This is a genomic window from Bacillus sp. CH140a_4T, assembly GCF_008923725.1.
Taxonomy (GTDB): Bacteria; Bacillota; Bacilli; order Bacillales; family Bacillaceae_G; genus Bacillus_A.
Map to the genome: position 1 here is coordinate 656,662 of NZ_WBPF01000016.1, position 24,998 is coordinate 681,659.

The window sequence follows — 24,998 nt, forward strand, 5'->3', positions numbered from 1 at the left end:
CTTCCTAGAAAAATAAGGAAGACGACTTTTAATTAAAAGATTAAGTGTAATAAAGAGTAAAATAATGCAGCTAACGAAGCTGAAATAGGAAGTGTAATAACCCATGTAATTAACATGCGTTTTGCAGTTCCCCATTTTACACCTTTCACACGATGTGAAGCACCAACCCCTAAAATAGAAGAAGAGATAACGTGCGTTGTACTAACTGGTAAGTGAATGAATGTTGCACCGAAAATAACAAGTGATGATGATAAATCAGCAGCTACCCCATTTACAGGACGAATTTTCATAATTTGTCCACCGACAGTTTTAATAATTTTCCATCCGCCGACAGAAGTACCAAGACCCATTGCGATTGCACAAGATAATTGTACCCAGAACGGGATGTCGTCAGAAGTATGATAGTTATTGGCCATAAGAGCCATCGTAATGATTCCCATTGCTTTTTGTGCATCATTTGTACCATGTGTATAAGCTTGTAATGCTGCAGTGAAGATCTGGAATATACGGAAGTTTTTGTTCGTTTTCGTTAAGTTAAAGTTTTTAAAGACCACTTTAAAAATACTGTATACGATATAACCAATAACAAAAGCGATAATCGGTGAAATGATTAAAGCTTCAAGAATTTTTATGAACCCTTTAAGATTTAAAGAGCTAATACCAGCAGCAGCGATAGCTGCACCTGCGATTGAGCCAATAATTGCATGCGAAGAACTACTTGGAATACCGTAGTACCAAGTAATTAAATTCCAAGCTATTGCCGCAAGTAAAGCAGCTAAAATTACAAGAGAACCATTTTGCAAGGCAAATGGATCAACGATATCTTTTGTAATCGTTTTTGCTACACCTGTAAATGTCATCGCACCTAAAAAGTTCATAATAGCTGCCATAATAATTGCATGTCTAGGCTTTAGAGCTTTCGTTGAAACAGCCGTTGCAATAGCGTTTGCTGTATCGTGAAATCCATTGATAAAGTCAAAAGCTAAAGCGCAAATGACTACTAAAACGGTCAGTATCAAGAGTGTATCCATGATCAAACTCCTTACGCGTTCTTCATAATAATTGTTTCTAATACGTTTGCAACGCTTTGGCAGCTATCCGCTACTTCTTCAAGCTCTTCGTAAATCTCTTTGTATTGAATAATCTTAATCGGATCTTTCTCACGAGAGAATAAGTGCTTAATCGCATGACGGCGAATATCATCACATTGTGATTCATAATCCTTAATCTTAATCGCGTTCGTACGAATGTCGACTAACTTCTTTTTAGACAGTAGTTCAACAGAATTTGCAATCTCAATCGCACATTGATTAATTGCTTCAACGAATTTAATCATGTATTCATCAGCTTCTGTAATAGAATACATTTCGAATAGACCAGCACTATGATCTAATCCGTCTAATACATCATCCATACTCATTGCAAGTTGTAGGATGTCCTCACGTTCAATAGGAGTAATAAACGCTTTGTTTAGCTCCATAATGATTTCGTGAATAAATGAGTCACCTTTTGACTCATACTCTTTCATGCGCATAGAAAACTCTTTTAAATCGCTAGCATTTTTAATTTTATACTCCACGAAAAACTGCGCGCCTTCTTTTAAATTTTCGGAAACATTCATTAACATTTCAGAAAATTTATCTTTTTTTGATTTAAAGACCATTATTAGTTACCCCCACAAAAGTAATATATGTAAAATATATTGGCTAGTCAATTCTAACAAAAAACTGTCGTTTTTTAAAACATTTTATCGAAAAGTTTACAAAAACTTAACATAACTCTCATTGTTGTATTAATAATATTAATAATCAATATTGAATATCTTACTTGTAGAATGTCCTTTTCTTGCAAAAAGTATGAATGTGAAAGAAAAGCTTTACACTACAGGAAAGACTACGTTATTATAATAAATTTAAAAGGAGGTATATTCTTCCTTTTGAAAAGAAGAGTGTAAACAAACGAAGGAAGTGAACGAATGAAATTGAAGAACACTCACTTAAAAAACATGCGGGAGTGGTTCAACAAGAGGAAGAAACTTCGTAATTCATTAATTGTATTAGGAAGTTTACTTGCTACTCTATTTATTGCTATAAATATAATAATTTCTATTCAAGACATATCTGAATTAAAACAAGCTGTTCCGCAACCAACCTTAATTTATGATGCAAATAATGAAGTTGCGACTAAATTAGCTTCTTCTAAAACAGAAGGTGTTAAAAGGAAAGATATTCCTGATATTATGGTACAGGCAATTGTTGCAGTAGAAGATAAGGAATTTTTTAACCATCACGGTATTTACTATAGTGGAATTATAAGTGCAGTTTTTAAAAATATTACAGCAGGAGAAGTTGTAGCAGGGGGAAGTACAATTACACAACAACTTGCGAAAAATGTATTTCTGACACAAGATCGCACATACTCTCGAAAAATAAAGGAATATTTTTTAACAAAAAAAATAGAGCGTACGTATACGAAAGATGAAATTATTGAAATGTATATGAATCAAATTTATTTTGGTGAAGGTGCTTGGGGGATAAAAAGGGCAGCTAAATCTTATTTTGATAAAGATGTAAAAGATTTAACAGTTTCAGAAGCTGCAACGATTGCAGGCTTGATTAAAGCACCGTCTGCGTATTCGCCTTATAAAAACTTTAATAAGTCAATCGAACGACGTAATGTCGTATTAAGTTTAATGAAAGAGCAAGGATATATTTCTGACGAACAGTATAATAAAGAAAAAGAGAGCGGCCTTGTATTAAAACGTGGTGTGGATGATAAATACAAGGGGAAATACTCTCAATATGTAGACTATATTGTTAGGGAAGCGATGGACAAGTACGAATTAACACAAAATGAAATTTTAGCGGGTGGTTATCGTATTTATACAGAGCTTGATCCGAAAAAACAACAGGCTGTGGAAGACGTTGTGAATAATGAGAGTTATTTCAAAGATAATGGATCGGACCAGCTTATGCAAACGGGTGTAGTTCTTATGAATCCAAAAACAGGTGGTGTACCAGCTTTAGTTGGAGGTAGAGGTCCGTATCAGTTTTTACAGTTTAACCATGCAACCCAATTAAAAAGACAACCGGGCTCAACGTTAAAGCCTCTGGCTGTATATGTACCAGCGTTAGAGGAAGGGTATGAAGTATACGATATATTAAAAGATGAACCATTTAATATTAAAGAATATAAACCACAAAATAGTGATCATACTTTTCACGGTGATGTGACAATGTATGAAGCCGTGGCAAAGTCGTACAATGTGTCAGCTGTTTGGCTATTGGAGCAAATCGGATTAGATAAAGGATTGAAATCTTTAGAGCGATTTGGTATTCCATTAGTGCCAGAAGATCGTACGTATCCGATTGCTTTAGGCGGGATGCATGTGGGAACCTCTCCGTTTGTAATGGCTCAAGCGTATAGTACATTTGCAAATGACGGTGTTCAAGTGGAAGCTCATGCGATTAGGGAGATACAAAATGCTGAAGGTGAAACAATTGGAAAGTGGTATAAGAAAGAGACACGGGTGACGAGCGAGAAAATTGCTCAAAAGATGACATATTTATTAAAAGGTGTTGTTGAAAAGGGAACGGGCGAAAAGGCGAAAGTTTATAATGTTGATACGGCAGGTAAGACAGGAACTACTCAAATTGTAAATGGACCGAGCACTGGTGCAAAGGATTCATGGTTTGTTGGATACACACCAGATTTAGTAGGTGCGATTTGGGTAGGATATGATAAAACAGATAGTGATCATTATGTTCCGGGGGGAAGTCAAATTACGACGACAATGTTCCGGGATATTATGAAAAAAGCGAATGTCAATCCAGCTCAAAAAGCATTCCAGTTATCGCTCATATCTGAGGCTGATTATAAAAAACAATTGACTACAATAGAAGAGGAAAAACGAAGAAAAGAAGAAGAGAAGAGAAGGAAAGAGGAGGAACAACAGCGAAAACAAGAGCAACAGGAGTGGCTTGATAAAGTGAAAGAGTGGATTCCTTCATTTTGGTGAAAGAAAGAGGCGAATAACAACATTCGCCTCTTTTTCGTATGAAAAACAAAATGAAACTTTAATCGGTGGAGATTTTTGTCTATTCCTACTATTTATTAATCCATATCCATTAAGGTACATAATATTACTCGTTAAGTAAAATGTTCGTACTGCCAAAGGATTCGGAATCGTATGTGACGACTATTTTCCCTTTACTAATAGGTTCGTAAAGTAATTCTTCTTCGTAATTACCATTATTTTCATTGTGGATAGAAAGTGTGATTTCATCGATTTTTTTATTTGTATACTGGTCTTTAATCGTTTCAGCAATTTGAAGTAACGCTTCGGAACTAGAAGCTTTCGTAATAAGCATTCCTTTTATAACTTTTTTTTCATTATTTGTGGTATTGGAATAAGGGATGTTACTTTGCTTTGTATACAAAAGTTTGTATGGAACAGTTTTTCTCTCTGCCTTTGATATTATGGAATATTTTAGAGTTAAAAAAAATCCTACACATAAAATGATGCATATCATAAGAGCAAACCAAGTGCGCATTAGTGACATAACTCTCATTATCATCCCTCTTTCATATCTTTGACTTCAATATTTATCATACAAAATGAGGATTAAGATAGAGTAAATTTGAGGTAAAGAAACGTAAAGAAGGAGCACTTATCCTCCCAAATAAGTGCTCCTTTCTATATAAAGAGAGATTTAATGCACGGTTAAACAATACATATTATTATAAATATACTTATTGAGTGAAAATTAGTAAATTCGGAATACAGATAGTGTTGCAGTTGTATCGCCTGTGTTAGGAATAGAAATAGTGTTTGCTGTAGGTTGTACAGAAATCGTTGTACCAGCTTGTAAAGTGACAATTGTAGAGAAAGAAACAGCACTACCGATAACGTTAGTCGAGAAATTACGAGTAGGTGGTTGGCCATTGAATGAAATACCGAATCCAAATGGTGAAGATCCTGGGAAAGTTGTAGACGCTGAGAACTAATATCGTATACGCCTGTTTCTAAAATTGTTAAAGTATCTGCAGTATCATTAAAATTAATATTATTTATTTCAAAAACTTGATTGAATTGGATGTTTGTTCCAGGTGATATGGTTTGTGGATTTGAGTTTCCGATTGCCGCGATAGTTACAGGAATTGGAGTACCCGCTGGTCCAGTAGCGCCAGTTGTACCTTGAGGTACAAGTAGCCCCTTGAGCCCCAGCCGGTCCTTGAGGTCCAGTAGCACCCTGAGGCCCGGTAGCGCCAGTAGCGCCTGTTGCTCCTCCTCCAAGGCAACCTGATCCGTATTGAATTAGGATAGTTTGGATTTCTGTTATGAGTTTAACTAGTTTGTCGATTGTACAACAATCTACTTTGAATAACTTAGCAATATACAATAAATAATTAAGCAAGCTTTGTAGCTCAACGTACAATGCTCCGCATGAGAATGGCTTTGTCGTTAAAATAGTTAATAGATTAGCAATAATAGAATTTCCAATTTGTTTTTGTGCAGGAGATAAATCTAAGAGATTGAGGAATTTTTGAAGGTTATTTAGGGCATCAATTAAGTTATCAATATTATATTGAGAAGGGTTTTGAAAGACAGCTTGAATAGCTTGACCAAGGGCTTGAAGAGGTCTAACAAACTCTGTAAGTTCGGACTTAGAGATGTTAATAAAACTACAAGCTCTTACTTCGCAACAATCATTACCATAAAATACTTTTCCTTTCTTTCATAGAATCAATAGTCGTTACTATATATTAAAATGAAAATTATACTAAATTCGTGATGGACAAACTACTATTTCTAAAAAAATAAGAATTTTGCCTATCAAGCAAAAATAATTAAGAAATAGTGAAAGATTTATAGATCGTAAAGAAGGATAGTTTAACATAAAAAAAGCATGCTAATTGTTAGGAGTATATAACAATTGGCATGCAGTTTGTGAAGGAGTACCTCATGTGTATTCATTTAATCTTTCAATAGTCGTTTTAGGTAAAATTGGAATTGAAATAGTGAAAGTTGTACCATCTTGATTACTAGTCATTTTTAATGTACCGTTATGATTTTGAATAATTTTCTTCGTTACTGACAAGCCCAGTCCTGTGCCCGAATCTTTTGTTGAGAAGAATGGATCAAAGATATATTCTTGAATGGCTGTGGGAATACCAATTCCATTATCAGTGAAAGTAATACGGACAAAATTATCCAGGCGATAACTAGTGATTTGGATAGAAAGTTTTTTTTCACTTTGAGCATCGACAGCGTTCTGAAATAAGTTTAAAAAAACTTGCACAAGTTCGTGACGATCGATATGGACTAATATATCATCTAATTCGGTAGAAAAATTATAATCAATTGAAATGTTGTGTAAAAAGACTTCACTAGCTAGTAACTGTTGAATATACTCTCGTAAAAATGTATTAATAGGAAACGGTTCTCTTGTAAATTCGCGTGTTTTTGAAATAGATAAAAATTTTGTAATAATACTATTTGCACGATCTAATTCAGGGATAAGTAAGTTTTTAAATAATTCTTTATTAGACGGAGAAACACTTTCTTGTAAAAATTGTAAATAACCCCGTACGGTTGTAAGAGGATTACGTACTTCATGTGCAATACCAGCTGCGATTCGTCCCGCTAAAGAAAACTTCTCTGCATCACGTTCTGTGTTTAAATAATGAAAGACACTAATAACTCTAAAAATCTCTCCGTTATAATCACGAATAATTCGGTTATTTATAATGCCGTAGTTTTTGTCTAAAACTTCTTCATTATATATTTCTGTTCCCGTTCTTAATGTTTCAAGAGCTTTAATTTTTTCTTCTGGCAAGTTTAGTAATTGTTGAATTGGTTTTCCAATTATATCATTTCGTATTACACCAAAATCATCTGCTGCAGCTTGATTACATAAAGTTATATTTCCTTTATTATCAACAAAGGTTACATGATGTGAAAAAGCATCAAAAATATGAACAAAGTATGTTTCAAGTTGTTCAAATAAAAATAATGAATCGCAAGTAAGTTGAAAATCAGCCTCTTTATTTTCTTTTTGTATGTTTTGAATGGAATGAGTCGTTCTCGTTTTCTTTATGTGTAAACCAATATGTGGATTTTTGTATGTGAAATGATGTGGCAATTGATTCACAAGTTCTTCATAAAAACGCACTTTATTTTCTAGTTCTTCTATTCGTTTTTCATGAGATACAATATCATCGTGTGGAAGCATAAATAAATAACCCCTCAATTTAAAAATTCTTCCATCTAGTATATCATATTTTTATACGGATACTCTGAAAGAAGGGACTACTTAATGAAATTGATTAGTCGAAGTGTTCAGGAAGTGAGTTGAATGAACAGAAGGTGAAGTGAAAAAGGGAGGGATATATTTGCTTTTCATTGGAGTAACAGGATGGGGAGATCATGATTCTTTATATATAGATCCCTATGAAAATAGAAATAAATTACGAACATATAGTGAGCATTTTCCTATTGTAGAAGTGGATAGTTCATTTTATGCGATGCAACCTGCACGAAACTATACAAAATGGGCAATGGAGACACCGCAAGATTTTTCTTTTGTTGTAAAAGCATATCAAGGGATGACGGGACATATGAAAGGTGAAATTCCTTTTTCTACGTTTGACGAAATGTTTGATGTATATAAACAATCCATTCTTCCTTTAATAGAAGCTGGTAAATTAAAAACGATTTTATTTCAATATCCACCATGGTTTGATTGTAAAAAGAAAAATGTAGATTTTCTTCGATATACGAAAGAAAAAATGGAAGGTTTGCCATGTGCTATAGAATTTCGGAATCAAACATGGTTTTATCCGAAAATGAGAGATAAGACGCTACAGTTTTTGGAACAAGAGAAATGGATTCATACCATTTGTGATGAGCCACAGGCCGGGATAGGTTCGGTACCGCTCGTATTAGAAGTAACGAATACAGAGATGGTGTTAATACGTTTTCATGGTCGAAATGTTCATGGCTGGCTTGATAAAGGAGAAAATTGGAGAGCGGTTCGTTGTTTATATCGCTACAACAATAAAGAATTAGAAGAATGGGTAGAAAGATTAGAGCAATTAAAAAAGAAGACAAAGAACATATATGTACTATTTAACAACAATTCGGGCGGAGATGCAGCCGATAATGCGAAACAGCTTATGAAAATGATGAACGTTACATATGGCGAGCCGAAGCCCGAGCAATTAAATTTGTTTGAATGATAATAAACAAGAAAGGCACTGTACAAACAGGGGGAATGTACAGTGCCTTTCTATATGAAAAAGAGGGGTAACAATGTTACTGAGCGTTTGGTTGATTCATCAATTGTTGGCTTCGTAATAAATGATAATGGTTATCATTATCATTGTCAATAGTTTTCGGAAAAATAAATAAAAAACTTTTTATGAGACATTAAAAGTAGGGAGATTCCTAAAAAAGTGTGGCTGACGTAAAGAAGTTTTTCGGGGTATCTAGAAAACTACTGATAAAGTACCAAAAAAAGAACAGCAATTAATGCTGTTCTTTTTCAGTGACGAATTGTTGTAAATCAAAAGGAGTTATCGCTTGGATAAATTCTTTTGAGATAAGTGTTTGAACTAGAGTACTCTCAGAAATGGAAGCACCTGTTTTCTTTTCATAAGCTTGTTTTAATAAATCAAGTTTTTCAGCCGTTTCTTTCGGTAATTCAATTGTTAATGTGTTCATAATTTCTCCCCCTTACTATTAGAGTACCACTACAATATAGGAGAGACAAGGAAAGAGAATGTGAAACATAAAAAAGGTTACCATTTATAAAATGGTAACCTTTTTTATGTATAAGAGTTATTAAGCAATACCGATATACTTTAAAGTTTTTGATGGAGTACTATGATCAAAGAAGTGTTGTAAAAATGCGATGTCAACACCTGATTTGTATGCACAATATCCCCAAGTTTTTCGAAGTGTATGTGAGCTAATCCCTTCTAATCCAACTTCTTTTGCAGCTTTGTTTAAAATGTACCATGCATGTTGTCTCGTAATAGATTTTGTTCCTTTTTGAGACTTTAATAATGGTTCATTACGTTTCCAGGTTTTACGTTCTTTCATGTAGTCTTCGATCGCGTGCTGTAAGTCTTCATTAACAGCAAACCATTTATGTTTCTTTACTTTTTCATTGTAAAATAAAATGGAATGGCGAACATTTTCATTTTCATCGATTACATCACTAACTTTTAATTGTAAGATTTCACTTACTTTTAAGCCAGAATTTACAGCTAATACGAATAATAAGCCATCACGTTTCGAAGATTGTAAAAGTATATTTTTGATAGTTTCTAATTGTTTTTCATTTTGAATAGGTTGTCCTGCTTGTTTCATTTCACGCACTCTCCTCTTTTATATGTGTAAAGGAAAGGATTAACTTGTTTCTTACTATAAAGGGAGAGTGTGAATTTCATGTGAACTCCTAGTGAAATTAAGACAAATTATTTGACTTCTTTTACTTTTTGTAAATTAAAGTAGAATACAACACTATTAGTTGTGTTATATACACCGTACTCGGCATGGTGGAGGTCTAAGATGTTTTTTACAATAGATAATCCGAGACCAGTACCACCAGTATGACGGCTACGAGATGCATCTAAACGGTAGAAACGATCCCAAATTTTTTCAAGACTTTCTTCTGGGATAGGGTTTCCTGTGTTTTCGATTTCGACTTTTACTGTATCTTCCATTGTTATAACGGAAACTTGTATTTTTTCTCCTTCTGGCGTATAGCGAATTGCATTGCTAAGTAAGTTCACAACCACTTGCTCAATACGACTACGATTTGCTTTAACAAATATAGAAGAGTCTACATCTATGTTCACTTGTAAATGTTTTTCTTCCATGCTAAATAATAACTTTGTATAGACTTGTTGAATTAATTCGCCGATTGAGAAAGTCGTCATATCTAATTTGTACGTACCTGATTCTAATTTTGCTAATTCTAACATTTCAACAATAAGTCTGTTCATGTTTTCGGTTTCTTCTAAAATAACATCTGTGTAATACGTCGTGTCTTTACTAACGCCATCTTTAATTCCTTCTGCGAAACTTCTAATTACACTAAGTGGTGTTTTTAATTCGTGTGATACACCAGAAATGAATTCTTTTCGCGTTTTCTCTAATTGACGTTCGCGTTCAATATCTTGTTGTAATTTTGTATTGGCAACATTTAACCGATCGATTCGGTCTTTTAAGTTTACAGATAACGTATTAATACTACCGGAAAGCCCACCAATTTCATCGTCTGCTGTCACAGGTAATTTCTCGCTAAAATCAAAATTGGCCATTTTCTTTGTAACACGATTAATTTTAATTAATGGTTTCACAATGATTTTTGAGTAGTAGAAGGATAATAAAATAATGACGAGAAATACGATGATTAAGGCATAGACATAATAATCCTTTAAAACGAGCATTGCTTCATTAACAGGCTGTAAAGATGCTATTGCAAAAGCGTATTCTGTAATTTTTCCATTTTCCACAATAGGTTTTACAAAGATACTATTTTTTATATTCTCTCCACCATCTATTATATAAGTGTTTAATTGGTGCGAGTTAGCAGTGCCATTTCTAATAATCTCTGCAAAATATTGAACGGCTTGTAATGTTTCAAAATCATTTGCAAGACGAACCTCGGCTTTTGATGGAAGCTGTAATTTAGATACAATACCAGTAAACTCAATTTGAGTCACAGTTTTGGACCGGTTTGTAAGTCTATTTTTAGCAGGATTGCCATTAATGGATTGAAAATCTGAATTGAAACGTTCGTTTTGCCATCGATTATAATTTGTTGTCAATTCTAGTGGTGTTATTGTTTTCCCTCGTACCAAACCGACGACGTTTATCATGCCATCTTTTTTCAATCCTAAGTTTTCGAATTTCTTATATTCTTCGGGCGTTAAAAGGTTATTGAGTGGAATGAAATATGTTTCATTATTTTTAGGATTAATGATATCAATGTAGTAATTATTATCACTTTTAATAATGCCCTCAGAATTTAAAAATTGCATATCAGCATTTGTTTTATCATGAAATTCTTGTTTTAGTTTTCTAATTTCCTCAGGATCTTTTTCACTTTTTTCATAATTGGCCACGAATTTTTCAAAAGCTGTTTGGACGGTTTTTACTTTTTTATTAATATAAAATTTCTCTAAAAATAGAGATTGCCCTAAGAAAAAAAGGAGGAATATGATTGTAAATAATGTTGATGTTAATAAAAATAGTTTAAAGACGATACTTCTGTTTTTCACTGCGTCACCTCTTGTGAGAAATACTGTAAATGATTTCTTAATTATAACAAACGTTACAAAAAAGTAGAGGGGAAAATCTGTCTCTTCTGAAAGTAGTTTTTAATAAAAAGTCACATAAAAAGAACTCGACAGACGTATGACGAGTTCTTTAATGTATTATTGTTGAATTGCTGCATCTAAAGCGATTTCAATCATTTCGTTAAATGTAGTTTGACGCTCTTCAGATGTTGTTTCTTCACCAGTGAAGATGTGATCGCTTACTGTTAATACAGATAACGCATTTACACCGTATTTTGCTGCTAATGTATAAAGAGCAGTTGTTTCCATTTCTACGGCTAGTACACCGTACTCTCCAAGTTTTTTAACCATGTCCATGCTTTCGCGGTAAAATACATCTGCTGTTAAAACATTACCAACACGAACGTGTAAGCCTTTTTCAGTTCCAGCATCGTAAGCTTTCTTTAAAAGGTCAAAGTTTGCAGCTGGTGCAAAATCAAAACCTGGGAATGTTAAACGATTCATATTAGAATCCGTACAAGCTGTCATTGCAATAATAACGTCACGTACTTTTACGTCTTTTTGAATCGCACCGCAAGTTCCAACGCGAATTAAATTTTTAACTCCGTAGCTTTGGATTAATTCGTTTACATAAATAGAAATAGAAGGAACACCCATACCTGTACCTTGAACAGATACACGTTTTCCTTTATAAGTTCCAGTGAAACCTAACATACCACGCACTTTATTATAGCACGTAACGTCCTCTAGAAATGTTTCCGCAATATATTTTGCACGTAATGGATCACCAGGTAATAGGATAGATTCAGCAATTTCGCCTTGTTTTGCTTCAATATGTACACTCATGAAAAGTCCTCCTTATAATGTATTGATAGAAATCAATATCATTTGCATTATACACTACGAATCCTTTCAATTAAAATCTTTTTATTATTTGTAATATGTGCAAAACAGGAGGATTTCATAAATCATAATCTAGAATATATATGTAAGAAGTTTTGTATGAACAGAGACAATAAAAATGGTAGGTGATGTTTTGAAAAATCTCGTCATTGGACTTGTTGCTTTGTTATTTATTGTAGTAGGCGGATTTTACATAAAAAAGTATCAAGAAACTACAGAGACTGTAGGTGATGTTCAGGAAGTAAAATGGGATGTGTCAAATGGAAAAGGAAATGAGAAAGTAGATATTTCGTTTCAATTACTAAATAATAAAAATAATGAAGTTCGTGGTGTAAATGATCAAATTCGGGCAGTTATTGTGGACGGACAATTAAAGCATGTACAACAAATGAAACCTACATTTGCAGGGAATGGATCATATAAAGTATCTTCCAAAATAGCGAAAGATGAAAGATATACAATATTTTTATATGAAGACAAAAACAAGTCGGTGAAATCATTTTCGAAGAAAGATTTTGGGAAAGAAGTAGAGGAGAAAAATAAGAAGAAAGTCAAATTTCCAATCGATAGTGTACTTACAAAAAAAATAGGGGAGTATGAAGTTTCTCTTTTATTTGGTGCATTACATCCGAATGAACCAGCGACGTTAACATTTCAATTCCAAGCGAAAAAGGGTGAGAAATTGAAATTACATTCAGAGAGAGGAGAAGTGGAGTCGCTCTATATCGTGGACGAAACGAGAGAAAATTTTTTATACGCAATACCTGTTGATACAGATGAGCAATTACAATATCGTATTACATTCCCTGCTGAAGGAACGTATAAAATATGGGGAGATTTCTATATAAATGGTAAGAAATATGAAAAAGAATTTATTGTACAAGTTCAAAAAAGAAAAAACAGCTAAATGTTTAGCCGTTTTTTCTTTTTCCTATTAATTTTGTTACAGAGAGCATTGTAATTGGTAAAGAATGATTCTTTCTAAATGCTAAATATTTACCGCTCCATGCTGGTTTGTATTTTTCTTTAAAATGTCGTAACCCGCTGAAACTATACGTATAACGAACATTATTAAAGATGGCAGCAGCAACTCGTTCAGACCAGAAAGACTGTGTCGATAAACCTACATTTGAAAGTGGTGCCATACCAATATTAAAGGAATGGTATTCATTTTCTTTTGCCCACTGGAATAGGTGGATGAAAATTGCATCCATAATGCCGCTAGGTGCATCTGGATAATATCGCATTAAATCAACAGACAACGATCCGTCTTGATATACGGGCATAAAAGTTGTAAATGCGATGATTTTTCCATCCGCATCAGATAATGTAGCAATAGGTGCGCGGCTAATATATTCACGGTCAAAGTATCCGAGTGAAAAACCTTTCTCTTTTTTTCCGCCGAGCCACGCATCTGAAACTTTTCTTAACTCTTCAAATAACTCGTTTGAGAGAGGTGGCTGGTGAATAGAGAATGTATAGCCTTCTCGTTCAAAACGGTTGAAAGTCGCTCGCATACCGGCCCGTTTTTTCCCCGTTATTGTAAATGTATTCAAATCAACGACAGCTTCTTCGCCAAGCTTAAAGAAGTTGTAACCAAAATCATGATATAAACTCATCCATTTACTTTCTATTTGGTAGAATACACAAATGTATCCAAATCGATCAGCCTCAGCTAAAAACTCTTGTAACACAGTACGGTAGGAGGAGGGATCCCCGATTGGATCGCCTAGCACAACGAGACGTTTTCCAGTTATAGAGAAGAGAAGGAGCGCTTTCCCATCACTACTGAAGAAGAATTGTTTATCTCCTAAAAATCCTAAATGACTCAGTACATTTCCATCATGTTCATCTAAAAAGTTTTGCAATCTTTTATCATTAGCTGGTTGCCCGGGAAATTCATTTCGATAACGATTAGCAATGAGTGAGCCAATCAGTAAAAATGTAGGAACGAAAAAGGCAGCTGCTAATGCACTTCGTTTCACTTGCGTAATATTACGAACGACAAAATCAGGTTTAAAAGCTTCTTTTGCACCTGCAAATAAAATACCTAAGTTTTTATATAAATATAAAGTTATGAGTAAGAATATAAAAACTTTTACCATATCAGAAAGGGAGACTTCCATTTTCTCGCGTACAAATCTTTTACGAAGCATATATAATACAGCGAGTACGATTAATAAAATAAACGTCTCTTCAATATCAATCCCTTTTAGCGTATTAAAGATGGCTGCTCCTATTAAAGAAATAATCGTCATATAGTAAGAACGCTTTGTTCCATAATATATGCCTCGTGAAAGGATCAGGAGGAGAATACCGAATGTTAGTGATAAGCTAAAAGAAAATTGAATAAGATGTTTTGGAGCTAGAATATGTAAGGCGTGTGCTCGGTTTATACTTGTCGGTAGAATGGTCGATAAAATAACCATTAAGCCAGCAAATACTGTTAAAGCAGCAGATGCCCAAGAACCTAACTTTCCTAGAAAGTCACGCTGCAAAGTCCATATAACACCAGTCGTTTCTAATGCAGGCGCAATAAAAGGTTTATCTTCAAACTTTTTAATGGCCACGCCTGTCATTTCAAAAGCTGCAAAAATAAGACCAAGGCAGAAAGGTAAAATGTAATAAACGAGGCGATATAATAACATAGCAGGTAGTAATACGCCTGTATCAATGCCGTATTGTCCGAGTCCAGTTAAAAAGACAAGATCAAATGACCCAAGTCCACCAGGTACAAGGCTAACAACGCCAGCTAAAGCTGCGATTACATATACACCTAAAAACTTTTGAAATTCGATATCGATGCCAAATAATATTAATATGACGTACATAACAATACCAGCAGATATCCACTCGACTAATGAAACTAATGAGTATAATACAGTTGGGTTTTTCTCTTCTTCTCCTTCTTCTAGTCCTTCGGTTTGCTTTGTTTTTCTATTTTTTAGTTTAGAAAAGCCGATATATATAGGGACGAAAAGAGCGAAAAAGATAAGAACAGGCCATAGCCACGGTTTTTCATGCAAAATAAAACTTGTGTCTAATATTCCGATAAGTCCGAGGAATGAAAGAATAGCTAATCCGTTAATAAAAGCGGTTGTCATCCAAGCGATACTTTTAATAAGTTTGCCATTTTCTTTTATGTATGGACGATAAAGCATTGTGCGTACACCAGCTCCAACGAGACCACCAAATCCGATAAATCCATTTAAAGTATTAGCAATCCATGAGATGCGGAAAATCTTTTGGACGGGTATATCAGCTTTTAAATAACGAAGCATAACATAGTCATAAAAGAACATTGTTGATACGGCAAATGCACCAAGTGTAATTGCTAAAAAGACTCCTCCGGTTGGAATGTTTTTAATTGTATTGATTGCTTCTAAAAAAGAAATGCCTGCTAATTCTTTTTTTGCTTGAAAGAATACAATTGTTAATACAACAAATGGGAAGATAATTTTCCCGATTTGTAAGAAACGTTTCCATGAAAACGACATAAATACAACTCTCCTTGTATAAGAAAACTGAGACAATAATATTATTATGACAAACTTCAAGAAAAATAAAAAGGTAAATTCCTGTATAAGGAAGCTATTTTTTATGATAGTTATATTTAAAAGAGTATTTCGTTTGTCAGAAAATTAAGTTAAAATGAATTGGAAGAAGGAAGAGAGGGGAAGTAGATGATTATAATGGGTTATGCGGGGTATGAGCTAGAGAAAGCAAAACCTAATACATCAGAAGATTTTTTTAATAGATCTGAAGTGAAATATATATTAAATGATAAAGAAAGAATCTTTTCCGTTTTATACGTTCGGTATTTTGAAGAAGTTTTACAAGAAATTACTCCTTTTGAAGGAAATCCAGTATGTAAAGTAGAAGAACAAGACATATATTTGCGGGATATTGTAGCGATATGTTGTTTACTGAAAGAGAATAAGCTTCGCATGCAAAAACGTTTGTATTTAAATAATATAGAAGAATTCCAACAATATTTTGATGCGGGAACAGTGGTGAAAGCACAAGAAATATTGGCTGAATTACATAAAAATAAAAGAGTAGAAATAGCGTGAAATGGCAAAGGAGAGGGAAAAATGTCTAATCTAATGGTTGAAAATCAAACAGAACAAGTTTCTATGTTTTTAGAAGATGTTATTACTTTGATAACCAATTATGTAAATTATCATACGTTGCCTTCTTTATTAGAAGAGACACCAGCAGGGAATGAACAATATTATAAAGGGTTATTAGCGTCAATAAGACGTCTTCTCGTTTTTTGTGAAGAAGGACATGATGCATGTTTTGTTTTGTTAAATAGCCAGCCATTTCGAAAAACAGCAGCTGAAAAGATTCTATATAAAATTTATCATCAAGTAATAGCTGAGTTTTTTTCACCAAAGAATGATCATTGGTACGAAAATAGTCGATCTGCTTATACAGGGAAAAACTCCATCGTTTTTCAACAAACGCCACCTGCATCTATAGAGCAAGTGATGAAGAGTTTAGAAGGTAAATTTCAATTGATGCGTGAAGAACTAGAATATTATGAGACGGATTATCAAACAAAGATGTTACACAAATATTAATGGCGAAAAAGGAGCTAAGGGGAATTAGCTTCTTTTCCTTTTGTACAGTTATATAAGGGATTTCCTTTGAATATATTTAAGGGGATAGCATTAAGGAGGTGTAACATGAGTCAGCAAGGTGTATTTACAGATTACTTTCATGAAGTAGAAAGCTGGTGTGAAAGTGTTCTTCATGTATTAGATAGTCGTGCAATGGAAGTGTATGATGTCCATATGCTTGCTTATAAAATTCAAACGTTATTAGACCGTATGAAAGAGCATGAGTATGATACAGATGCAGAGTTTATGTATGAAATAAGTGATGATGTAGAGCATATTCAACATCATTTGCAGGAAGTGTTCGTGCAGGGAGAAGAGGAATATGAACTATATGAAAGAGGGGATAGTGAACGAGCTGTTCCAATTGGAGGACACACACTTCCACCATTATCTTATCCGTATAATGCGTTAGAACCGTATATTTCTAGAGAAATTATGATGTTACACCATGATAAACATCATCGTAGTTACGTGGAAGGATTAAATAAAGCAGAAAAGATGATGGAAGAAGCGAGAAAAACGAATCAATTTGATTTAATTAAGCATTGGGAAAGAGAAGCGGCGTTTCATGGATCAGGTCATTACTTACACACGATATTTTGGAATAACATGAAAAAAGATGGTGGCGGAAGTCCAAGAGGGGCTCTTTCACAACAAATTGAACAAGATTTTGGGAGTTTTTTACGTTTTCAAAAACATTTCACAGAAGCAGCTTCTAAAGTGGAAGGATCAGGATGGGCGATTCTCGTTTGGGTGCCACGATCTGGAAGGTTAGAAATTTTGCAGAGTACACTTCATCAATTATTTACACAATGGGATACGATACCGCTCCTCGTACTAGACGTGTGGGAACATGCGTATTATTTACAATATCAAAATCGAAAAGATGAATATATTAAAAACTGGTGGAATGTTGTCAATTGGCCTGATGTGGAAAAAAGATTTGAAAGTGCGAAACAAATTGAATGGACACCGTATTAGACGCAGGCTCTCTGCGTCTTTTTTATTGGAATGTGAGGGATATTTCGTTCATATTTTAAAAGGCCAAGCATACACTTGTACAAAAAGTGCCAAAAGGACGTGGGGGGAAATATGAGACGAATTTGTGTAATAATCACGCTTCTTATTATGTACGCAAGTGTTATGCCAATTCCTACATATGCAAAGATGAACAGTAATGTCAGTGCTCGAAATGCTGTATTAATGGAGCAACAGTCAGGTCGTGTATTATACGGAAAAGCAGAACATGAGCCACAAAAGATTGCTAGTATAACAAAAATTATGACTGCCTTGTTAGCTGCTGAATCAGGCAAAATGAAAGAAATGGTATCGGTTAGTAATGAAGCAGTAAGAGTAGAAGGTTCAGCAATTTATTTAAAGCCTGGACAGAAAGTGAAGTTAGAGGATTTAGTATACGGACTCATGCTTAGATCTGGTAATGATGCAGCCCAAGTAATTGCTGAAAATGTAGGAGGGAGTATAGAAGGGTTCGTATATTTAATGAACGAAAAGGCGAAACAAATTGGAATGAAAGATACGCACTTTTCAAACCCACATGGCTTGGATGGAGATGGATCTCATTATTCGTCTGCTTATGATATGGCACTTTTAACGAAGTATGCAATGGGGAACGAAACCTTTAAGAAGATTTTTGGGACAAAAACTTATAAATCAGATTCGTGGGATTATCCGTGGAAAAACAAACATAAACTTGTGACGTCGTATTATGAATTTGCAACAGGAGGAAAAACAGGTTTTACGAAGAAAGCAGGACGGACGCTTGTTACCACAGCATCAAAAGATGGACTAGATCTAATCGTTGTAACTTTGAGCGCTTCTAGTGATTGGGATGATCATATGAATTTATTTGATAAAGGTTTTGAACGTTTCAAGCAAACGAACGTTATAGGACAAGGAGCTCTTGCTGAAATAACTGAAAAGAAATATGCCAATCATGTATATACGAAAAATAGTTTTGCGGTGCCGTTAACTGAGCAGGAAAGAAAGGATGTCGTATTAAAAGTTGAACTCGATAAAAGTGCAAAACTTAAAGATGGGGTAAAGGTTGGGAAGACAGAAATTTATGTTGGCAATGAGAGAGTTGGAGAACGGAATTTATTTTATAGTAAACGAAAGTTAGTAGCTAGGACGGGAATGTATTGGAATAATGTGAAAGAAATCTTTTCTCATATGATAGGTGTTGGGAGCGATGGTTAATCTCGTATGGGTAGCGATGGCGGTCATAGGGATTGTTTATGCCATGATAAACGGAACGATGGAAGAAATAAATAAAGCTGTATTTGACGGGGCAAAAGATGCAGTAACAATTTGTATAGGACTCATTAGTGTTTTAGTATTTTGGCTCGGTTTAATGAAAATTGCAGAGGAAGCAGGGTTGTTAAAAAAGTTAGTGTCATTTTTTATGCCAATAGTAAAAAGGTTGTTTCCAGAAATACCGAAAGATCATCCGTCAATGGGATTTATTTTATCGAATATGATGGCGAACTTTTTTGGATTAGGTAATGCAGCGACTCCTCTTGGTATTAAAGCGATGGAACAATTGAAAGAGTTAAATGGAGGGAAGGATTCGGCAAGCCGTTCTATGGTGACGTTTCTCGCGTTAAATACATCAGCAATTACTTTAATTCCTACAACCGTGATTTCGATTCGAATGACGTATGAATCAGCAAATCCTACTGAAATTGTTGGGGTAACATTCATTGCACAAGTACTCTCTATGATCGGAGCGATTTGGATTGACCGCTATTTTTACCGAAGAAGGAGTAGGAAGGGGCGGAAAAAATGAGCATTGTAAATACAATTTCATTATGGGTAATCCCTTGTGTAATTGGTTTTATCCTTTTATATGGAACGATCAAGAAAGTGCCAACCTATGAATCGTTTGTTGAGGGAGGAAAAGAAGGAATTCAAATTGCGATCTCCATTTTACCGTTTATGGTTGGGATGCTCGTATCTATTTCTATATTTCGAGCTTCAGGTGCATTAGATGCAATGATATCAGTAATGAAGCCGATGTTAGATTTAATTCATGTCCCAGCAGAAATTGTTCCGCTAGCACTTATACGCCCTATCTCAGGCTCTGCTGGTTTAAGTATTACGACCGATTTAATTGCCACATATGGGCCAGACTCGTTTATTGGAAGGCTAGCTTCTACGATGCAAGGAAGTACAGATACAACTTTTTATATTTTAACAGTATACTTCGGAGCCGTTGGAATTAGAAAAATGGGAGATGCATTAAAAGTAGGACTTTTTGCCGATTTAATCGGAATTATTTGTTCAATTGTGTTTGTTTCTTTATTGTTTCAGTAATGCTATTCATTTTTTATGCTATTTCGCTTATAATACGTATACGACCACTATTAAGTTGTTGCTTAATAGTGGTTTTTTTATGCGGTAATTTTGACAAAATGATGAACTTTTATTGTGAGAAATATGAAAAAGGTGGACAATAATAAAAGGTAAAAACATGATTTGACCTTTATATGTTTATTATCATCGCTATGTTGTTTAAGTGAGATGAAGCGAAAAGCCGTCAAGTGTATGCGGTTGCCAAGTCTTTCTAATGTAAGGTAAGATAAATTCGAGGTGAAAAAAAGAAATGGAACGATTACAAAAAGTGATTGCGCAAGCAGGTATTGCATCGAGAAGAAAGGCTGAGGAATTAATTCAGCAAGGAAAAGTAAAAGTGAATGGAAAAATAGTAAAGGAGTTAGGAACGAAAGTAACTCCTCAAGATAAAGTAGAAGTAAATAACATCCCTCTTGAAAAAGAAGAACCTGTTTATTTTTTACTATATAAACCAACTGGCGTAATTTCAAGTGTATCAGATGATAAAGGAAGAAGTGTTGTAACAGACTTTTTCCCTGAAATTAGACAACGTTTATTCCCAATTGGACGCTTAGATTATGATACGTCTGGCGTATTATTGATGACAAATGATGGGGAATTTGCAAATGTATTAATGCATCCGAGATATAAAGTTGAAAAAACATATGTTGCAAAAATTAAAGGGCCATTAACAGGTGAGAAAATTCGCATGTTAGAACGAGGTGTTGCATTAGAAGATGGGAAAACAGCACCAGCACAAGTGAAAATTATTTCTTGGGACAAGCGTAAAGAAACGGCGATTGTACAATTAACGATTCATGAAGGACGTAATCGTCAAGTACGCCGCATGTTTGAAGCGTTAGATTGTAAAGTAGTGAAACTAAAGCGTGAACGCTACGCCTTTTTAGAAGTGGGTAGCTTGCGACCTGGTGATGCGAGAGAATTGTCACCACATGAGGTGAAACAATTACGTGCATTGGCTTCTACAAAGCCGCGCTAATCGATAGTGTGAAACTTTCACCAGTGGAATGCTCCGCTGGTGATTTATTAAAAATACATATATTTATCACTCGTCGAAGAGAGGGGAGACAATATGAAAAAAAATCGCTTATTATTTCGCGTTATTATTCTGCTCATTTTAAGCGGTGCTGTAGGATTTACACTTTATCAAGGATTCTTTGCTGATAAAGAGAAAATGCAAATCGGAAAAGAAGCACCTAACTTTGTTGTGACAGATTTAGAAGGAAAGAAAATTGAATTAAAAGATTTAAAGGGAAAAGGTGTATTTTTAAACTTTTGGGGCACTTGGTGTAAACCTTGTGAGAAAGAAATGCCTTATATGAACGAATTATATCCAAAGTATAAAGAAAAAGGCGTAGAAATCATTGCGTTAGATGCAGATGAAACAGATATTGCTGTTAAGAACTTTGTGAAACAATATGATTTGAAATTCCCGGTTGCTATTGATAAAGGAACAAAAATCATAAGCACATATGGGGTAGGACCATTACCGACAAGCTTCTTGATTGATAAAAATGGAATAGTAGTGGAACAAATTATAGGTGAACAAACGAAAGAACAGTTAGAAGGATATTTAAAGAAAATTACTCCCTAATAAAGAAAGCCTTTACATAGGAGGTGCTTACCTATAGTACCTTCGGTTTAAAAATTCTGAGTATTATGGTAACTTAAGGTTAGAATATACAATAGTACACATAGATACAAGGGCGGTGAGAGTGTTGAAAGAAATTAAGTGTGAATGTGGACATGTGAATCCAATAGGAACTGTTTTTTGTGAAGCTTGCGGGAAACCGTTTGAAAGCAATGAAAATATAAAACTATTGGATATGCGCTATGAGGGGAGTGCTCGAAGATCTCTCACGCAAACAAAAACGATAGTCGATAAAATTTGGAGCTTTTTCTCTTCTGTAAAAGTGGGTGTATGGCTCATTGTAATTACTTTAGCTGCATCGGCGATTGGAACTATTTTTCCGCAAGAAATGTACATAACTCCAGGGGTTGCACCCGCTGAATATTATAAGCAAGAATACGGATTTTTAGGGCAATTATACTATCAATTAGGATTTAATAATTTATATGGTTCATGGTGGTATATGATTTTAATTGCTTCAATTGGTATTTCACTTGTGATATGTAGCTTAGACCGTGTCATTCCGCTTTATAAAGCTTTAAAGAAGCAAGGTGTGAAAAGACACCCTAGCTTTTTAAAGAGACAAAGGTTATACGGCACTGGTACACCGCGAGATGGTGATTTGGAAAGAGTCCAAATGAATTTAAAGAAAACGAACTATAATGTGAAAGTGGAAGACGGTAACATTTTAGCTGAAAAGGGACGGTTTTCACGCTGGGGTCCATATGTGAATCATATTGGTCTCATTATCTTTTTATTCGGTGCAATGCTCCGTTTTTTACCGAGTATGTACGTAGACGAAGCGCTTTGGTTACGTGACGGTGAAACGAAAGAAATACCAGGAACGGATGGTCAATACTATTTAAAAAACGAGAAATTTATAAAGGAAGTTTATGATAAAAGTAAGGACAAGGAAGTTTTTGATGAAGCAATTGACCGTGTAGGTGATAAAATGATTGCGAAAAACTTCCAAACCAATGCTGTATTGTATAAAGCAGTCGGCGAAAATATAGCAGGACAAAAACCGAAATTAGAAAAAGTAAAAGAAGCGGAAATTCGAGTAAATGAACCGCTGAAATTTGATCAATTTGCTGTATATCAAGTGGATTACAAAGAAAGTGAATTTAAAAGTATGTCATTCCATTTGCAAAATAAAGAAAATAACCAAAAGTGGGGACCAATCAAAGTTGATTTAACGAATCCTACAGAAAAATTCGATTTAGGAAATGGTTATTCTTTAGAACTATTAAGCTATTTCCCTGATTTTTATTTTGATGAGAATGGAAGACCAAATACGAAAACGAAATTGCCAAACAACCCTGCATTTGTGTTTAAAATGTTTACGCCTGAAACACCAGACGGTGAAGTGAGTTTTGTTGGTATTCAGCAAAATATAGAACCAGACGGGAATAACAAATATAAAATGTCATTTGCAGGTGTGGAAATGCAAAATGCAACAGCACTTACTATAAGGAAAGATTTAACGCTTTGGATTCTTGGTATTGGAGGATTTATATTTATGGTTGGTGTCATTCAAGGGATGTATTGGAATCATCGCCGTATTTGGATACAACGCGTTAATGATGAATGGTGGATTGCAGGACATACGAATAAAAATTGGTTCGGTTTAAAGAAAGATATTGAAAGAGTACTAGAAGGTACAGCAATTCCGCAACCAAGCGATAAAATAGTGGATAAAAAATTTAGTTAAGGTGGGGAAACGATATGGTGCAAATAAGTAGTAACTTTCTCTTTACCGCATTTATTTTATATTTAATTGCCACTCTATTTTTCGGGGGAGCAATTAAAGAAAAGGGTCATAAATGGGCAAATGTAGGAATAACGATTACAATTTTAGGATTTATTGCACAAACAGTATATTTTGTTACAAGATGGATTGCATCAGGACATGCACCAGTTAGTAACTTTTTTGAATTCGGTACATTTTTCGGCATGATGCTTGTCGGGGCATTTATTGTCATGTATTTTATGTATCGCGTAAGTATAATTGGACTCTTTGCATTACCAGTTGCGCTTTTATTAATTGCCTATGCAAGTATGTTTCCGAGGGAGATATCTCCGCTTATTCCTTCTTTAAAAAGTAATTGGCTACATATTCACGTGACGACTGCAGCAGCAGGACAAGCAATTTTAGCAATTAGTTTTATTACGGGCGTTATGTATTTATTGAAAAATGTAGATCAATCAACGAGAAGCAAACGTACATTTTGGCTAGAAACGGTCGTGTTCACACTTGTTTGTACAGTTGGTTTTATTGGAGTGACAACGGTATTTTCTAGTATGAAATATGAAGCGAAGTTTCAATGGATTGATAAAAATGAACAACAAGTGGAAATGAAGTACAACCTGCCGGCTTTAGTGGGACCGCACGAAGGAAAGTTATTGACAGAAAATAAATTAGAGCCGACAGTTGAAGTTCCAGCGATTGTAAATGCAAAAAAATTAAATACTGTAATTTGGTCAGTGTTAGTTGGAACGTTACTATATATCGTATTAAGACTTGTTTTACGGAAACGAGTATCGGCAGCACTTCAGCCGTTAGTAAAGAATACAAATAGTGATTTACTAGATGAAATCGGATATCGATCTATTGCAATTGGATTCCCAGTGTTTACATTAGGAGCTTTAGTCTTTGCGATGATTTGGGCACAAATAGCGTGGACGCGTTTTTGGGGCTGGGATCCAAAAGAGGTTTGGGCGCTTATTACTTGGCTCTTTTATGCGGCGGTATTACATTTACGCTTATCAAAAGGGTGGCACGGAGAGAAGTCAGCGTGGTTAGCGGTAATTGGTTTTGCAATCATTATGTTTAACTTTATTGTAGTAAACTTAATTATCGCGGGTTTACATTCATACGCATAGAGAAATAAAATAGGAGAGTGAATGTCACTTTCCTATTTTATTTTTGTCAACTTTTCTTCTTTTTTGAGAAAAACATGACAAAGTAGCGGTTGATTTTGTAAAATGATGTCGAGGACATTATATACTGTTCAAAAAAAATACATAGTTTTGGAAAAAAATTGAACAAACTTTATTATTCTTGTGAAGCATAATATGGGAAGTGAAACATTTAGAAGATTGCTTAAATAAACGAGAATAGCGCAACATACTAGTGTAGAAGGGTAGGTGTAAAC

The 24,998-nt window shown here is 34.5% G+C and carries 22 protein-coding genes and 1 pseudogene; 13 read left to right on the top strand and 10 right to left on the bottom strand.

The genetic code is table 11. From position 1 onward, the window contains the following. Nucleotides 1-32 precede the first annotated feature (32 nt). Together F8162_RS18965 and F8162_RS18970 are read right to left on the bottom strand one after the other, a co-directional pair. The gene (locus tag F8162_RS18965; RefSeq protein ID WP_151631111.1) at nucleotides 33-1,031 is read right to left on the bottom strand and encodes an inorganic phosphate transporter; all 999 of its coding nucleotides are present in this window, start codon (nucleotides 1,029-1,031) and stop codon (nucleotides 33-35) included. Between the two features lie 11 nt (nucleotides 1,032-1,042). Continuing rightward, nucleotides 1,043-1,663: a DUF47 domain-containing protein gene (locus F8162_RS18970; RefSeq protein ID WP_000231446.1), complete on the bottom strand. Its 621-nt coding sequence runs from the start codon at nucleotides 1,661-1,663 to the stop codon at nucleotides 1,043-1,045. 312 nt (nucleotides 1,664-1,975) lie between these two features. On the opposite strand from F8162_RS18970, the gene F8162_RS18975 reads away from it, so the two are divergent. Then, entirely contained in the window at nucleotides 1,976-4,018 is a 2,043-nt protein-coding gene (locus F8162_RS18975) for a transglycosylase domain-containing protein (protein WP_151631110.1), read from the top strand. Between the two features lie 124 nt (nucleotides 4,019-4,142). On the opposite strand, the gene F8162_RS18980 is transcribed toward F8162_RS18975, so the two are convergent. From F8162_RS18980 to F8162_RS18995, 3 genes and pseudogenes are all read right to left on the bottom strand, one after another. Further along, complete coding sequence (locus F8162_RS18980; RefSeq protein WP_151631109.1) at nucleotides 4,143-4,571, bottom strand: hypothetical protein; 429 nt, start codon at nucleotides 4,569-4,571, stop codon at nucleotides 4,143-4,145. Nucleotides 4,572-4,766: 195 nt separating this feature from the next. Continuing rightward, nucleotides 4,767-5,735, bottom strand: a pseudogene (locus F8162_RS29350) (Gly-Xaa-Xaa repeat protein); the annotation flags it as partial. A gap of 228 nt (nucleotides 5,736-5,963) precedes the next feature. Further along, nucleotides 5,964-7,235 (bottom strand): PAS domain-containing sensor histidine kinase, encoded by a 1,272-nt coding sequence (locus F8162_RS18995; RefSeq protein WP_151631108.1) that lies wholly within the window; start codon nucleotides 7,233-7,235, stop codon nucleotides 5,964-5,966. Nucleotides 7,236-7,395: 160 nt separating this feature from the next. Between F8162_RS18995 and F8162_RS19000 the strand changes: the two genes are divergently transcribed. Then, nucleotides 7,396-8,241, top strand: coding sequence for a DUF72 domain-containing protein (locus F8162_RS19000; protein ID WP_151631107.1), 846 nt, complete (start codon nucleotides 7,396-7,398; stop codon nucleotides 8,239-8,241). A gap of 289 nt (nucleotides 8,242-8,530) precedes the next feature. Here F8162_RS19000 and F8162_RS19005 read toward each other — a convergent pair whose 3' ends face one another. The 4 genes from F8162_RS19005 to deoD form a co-directional block, all read right to left on the bottom strand. Further along, on the bottom strand, nucleotides 8,531-8,725 hold the full coding sequence (locus tag F8162_RS19005) for a DUF3924 family protein (RefSeq protein WP_151631106.1): 195 nt from the start codon (nucleotides 8,723-8,725) through the stop codon (nucleotides 8,531-8,533). A 120-nt stretch (nucleotides 8,726-8,845) separates the two neighbouring features. Then, nucleotides 8,846-9,376 (bottom strand): tyrosine-type recombinase/integrase, encoded by a 531-nt coding sequence (locus F8162_RS19010; RefSeq protein WP_000806236.1) that lies wholly within the window; start codon nucleotides 9,374-9,376, stop codon nucleotides 8,846-8,848. 107 nt (nucleotides 9,377-9,483) lie between these two features. After that, the gene (locus F8162_RS19015; protein ID WP_151631105.1) at nucleotides 9,484-11,295 is read right to left on the bottom strand and encodes a sensor histidine kinase; all 1,812 of its coding nucleotides are present in this window, start codon (nucleotides 11,293-11,295) and stop codon (nucleotides 9,484-9,486) included. Nucleotides 11,296-11,451: 156 nt separating this feature from the next. Next, complete coding sequence (deoD, locus tag F8162_RS19020) at nucleotides 11,452-12,159, bottom strand: purine-nucleoside phosphorylase (RefSeq protein ID WP_151631104.1); 708 nt, start codon at nucleotides 12,157-12,159, stop codon at nucleotides 11,452-11,454. A 175-nt stretch (nucleotides 12,160-12,334) separates the two neighbouring features. On the opposite strand from deoD, the gene F8162_RS19025 reads away from it, so the two are divergent. Continuing rightward, on the top strand, nucleotides 12,335-13,123 hold the full coding sequence (locus tag F8162_RS19025; protein ID WP_151631103.1) for a hypothetical protein: 789 nt from the start codon (nucleotides 12,335-12,337) through the stop codon (nucleotides 13,121-13,123). Nucleotides 13,124-13,127: 4 nt separating this feature from the next. On the opposite strand, the gene mprF is transcribed toward F8162_RS19025, so the two are convergent. After that, nucleotides 13,128-15,713 carry a bifunctional lysylphosphatidylglycerol flippase/synthetase MprF gene (mprF, locus tag F8162_RS19030; protein ID WP_151631102.1) on the bottom strand — a complete coding sequence of 862 codons (2,586 nt, stop codon included), beginning with the start codon at nucleotides 15,711-15,713 and terminating at the stop codon, nucleotides 13,128-13,130. A 186-nt stretch (nucleotides 15,714-15,899) separates the two neighbouring features. Here mprF and F8162_RS19035 point away from each other — a divergent pair, with 186 nt between their 5' ends. From F8162_RS19035 to resC, 10 genes are all read left to right on the top strand, one after another. Then, on the top strand, nucleotides 15,900-16,289 hold the full coding sequence (locus tag F8162_RS19035; RefSeq protein WP_151631101.1) for a hypothetical protein: 390 nt from the start codon (nucleotides 15,900-15,902) through the stop codon (nucleotides 16,287-16,289). Between the two features lie 21 nt (nucleotides 16,290-16,310). Continuing rightward, nucleotides 16,311-16,802, top strand: coding sequence for a YpuI family protein (locus tag F8162_RS19040; RefSeq protein ID WP_151631100.1), 492 nt, complete (start codon nucleotides 16,311-16,313; stop codon nucleotides 16,800-16,802). A 105-nt stretch (nucleotides 16,803-16,907) separates the two neighbouring features. Next, a complete protein-coding gene (locus tag F8162_RS19045) occupies nucleotides 16,908-17,822 on the top strand; it encodes a superoxide dismutase (protein ID WP_151631099.1) in 915 nt (304 codons plus the stop codon). Between the two features lie 111 nt (nucleotides 17,823-17,933). Further along, entirely contained in the window at nucleotides 17,934-19,058 is a 1,125-nt protein-coding gene (dacB, locus tag F8162_RS19050; protein WP_151631098.1) for a D-alanyl-D-alanine carboxypeptidase DacB, read from the top strand. Then, nucleotides 19,051-19,647 (top strand): spore maturation protein SpmA, encoded by a 597-nt coding sequence (gene spmA / locus F8162_RS19055; protein WP_151631097.1) that lies wholly within the window; start codon nucleotides 19,051-19,053, stop codon nucleotides 19,645-19,647. The genes dacB and spmA overlap by 8 nt, the downstream gene beginning before the upstream one ends. Continuing rightward, complete coding sequence (gene spmB / locus F8162_RS19060) at nucleotides 19,644-20,174, top strand: spore maturation protein SpmB (protein WP_000029510.1); 531 nt, start codon at nucleotides 19,644-19,646, stop codon at nucleotides 20,172-20,174. Before spmA ends, spmB begins: the two co-directional genes overlap by 4 nt. Before the next feature lie 289 nt (nucleotides 20,175-20,463). Beyond that, nucleotides 20,464-21,192, top strand: a complete 729-nt coding sequence (gene rluB, locus F8162_RS19065) for a 23S rRNA pseudouridine(2605) synthase RluB (protein ID WP_000440552.1) — start codon at nucleotides 20,464-20,466, stop codon at nucleotides 21,190-21,192. 93 nt (nucleotides 21,193-21,285) lie between these two features. Then, entirely contained in the window at nucleotides 21,286-21,807 is a 522-nt protein-coding gene (resA, locus tag F8162_RS19070) for a thiol-disulfide oxidoreductase ResA (protein WP_151631096.1), read from the top strand. Between the two features lie 121 nt (nucleotides 21,808-21,928). Further along, a complete protein-coding gene (resB, locus tag F8162_RS19075; protein ID WP_151631095.1) occupies nucleotides 21,929-23,554 on the top strand; it encodes a cytochrome c biogenesis protein ResB in 1,626 nt (541 codons plus the stop codon). A gap of 14 nt (nucleotides 23,555-23,568) precedes the next feature. Further along, nucleotides 23,569-24,726, top strand: coding sequence for a cytochrome c biogenesis protein ResC (gene resC, locus F8162_RS19080; protein ID WP_151631094.1), 1,158 nt, complete (start codon nucleotides 23,569-23,571; stop codon nucleotides 24,724-24,726). Nucleotides 24,727-24,998: the final 272 nt, after the last annotated feature.

What these genes read in the sequence shown, in the direction of transcription:
- F8162_RS19045 (WP_151631099.1), top strand. Translation starts at nt 16,908, where the DNA reads ATGAGTCAGCAAGGTGTATTTACAGATTACTTTCATGAAGTAGAAAGC.
- F8162_RS18980 (WP_151631109.1), bottom strand. Translation starts at nt 4,571, where the DNA reads ATGAGAGTTATGTCACTAATGCGCACTTGGTTTGCTCTTATGATATGC.
- F8162_RS19025 (WP_151631103.1), top strand. Translation starts at nt 12,335, where the DNA reads ATGGTAGGTGATGTTTTGAAAAATCTCGTCATTGGACTTGTTGCTTTG.
- resA (WP_151631096.1), top strand. Translation starts at nt 21,286, where the DNA reads ATGAAAAAAAATCGCTTATTATTTCGCGTTATTATTCTGCTCATTTTA.
- mprF (WP_151631102.1), bottom strand. Translation starts at nt 15,713, where the DNA reads ATGTCGTTTTCATGGAAACGTTTCTTACAAATCGGGAAAATTATCTTC.
- F8162_RS19035 (WP_151631101.1), top strand. Translation starts at nt 15,900, where the DNA reads ATGATTATAATGGGTTATGCGGGGTATGAGCTAGAGAAAGCAAAACCT.
- dacB (WP_151631098.1), top strand. Translation starts at nt 17,934, where the DNA reads ATGAGACGAATTTGTGTAATAATCACGCTTCTTATTATGTACGCAAGT.
- F8162_RS19010 (WP_000806236.1), bottom strand. Translation starts at nt 9,376, where the DNA reads ATGAAACAAGCAGGACAACCTATTCAAAATGAAAAACAATTAGAAACT.
- rluB (WP_000440552.1), top strand. Translation starts at nt 20,464, where the DNA reads ATGGAACGATTACAAAAAGTGATTGCGCAAGCAGGTATTGCATCGAGA.
- F8162_RS18975 (WP_151631110.1), top strand. Translation starts at nt 1,976, where the DNA reads ATGAAATTGAAGAACACTCACTTAAAAAACATGCGGGAGTGGTTCAAC.
- resC (WP_151631094.1), top strand. Translation starts at nt 23,569, where the DNA reads ATGGTGCAAATAAGTAGTAACTTTCTCTTTACCGCATTTATTTTATAT.
- spmB (WP_000029510.1), top strand. Translation starts at nt 19,644, where the DNA reads ATGAGCATTGTAAATACAATTTCATTATGGGTAATCCCTTGTGTAATT.
- F8162_RS19005 (WP_151631106.1), bottom strand. Translation starts at nt 8,725, where the DNA reads ATGAACACATTAACAATTGAATTACCGAAAGAAACGGCTGAAAAACTT.
- F8162_RS18970 (WP_000231446.1), bottom strand. Translation starts at nt 1,663, where the DNA reads ATGGTCTTTAAATCAAAAAAAGATAAATTTTCTGAAATGTTAATGAAT.
- deoD (WP_151631104.1), bottom strand. Translation starts at nt 12,159, where the DNA reads ATGAGTGTACATATTGAAGCAAAACAAGGCGAAATTGCTGAATCTATC.
- F8162_RS19040 (WP_151631100.1), top strand. Translation starts at nt 16,311, where the DNA reads ATGTCTAATCTAATGGTTGAAAATCAAACAGAACAAGTTTCTATGTTT.
- spmA (WP_151631097.1), top strand. Translation starts at nt 19,051, where the DNA reads ATGGTTAATCTCGTATGGGTAGCGATGGCGGTCATAGGGATTGTTTAT.
- F8162_RS18965 (WP_151631111.1), bottom strand. Translation starts at nt 1,031, where the DNA reads ATGGATACACTCTTGATACTGACCGTTTTAGTAGTCATTTGCGCTTTA.
- F8162_RS18995 (WP_151631108.1), bottom strand. Translation starts at nt 7,235, where the DNA reads ATGCTTCCACACGATGATATTGTATCTCATGAAAAACGAATAGAAGAA.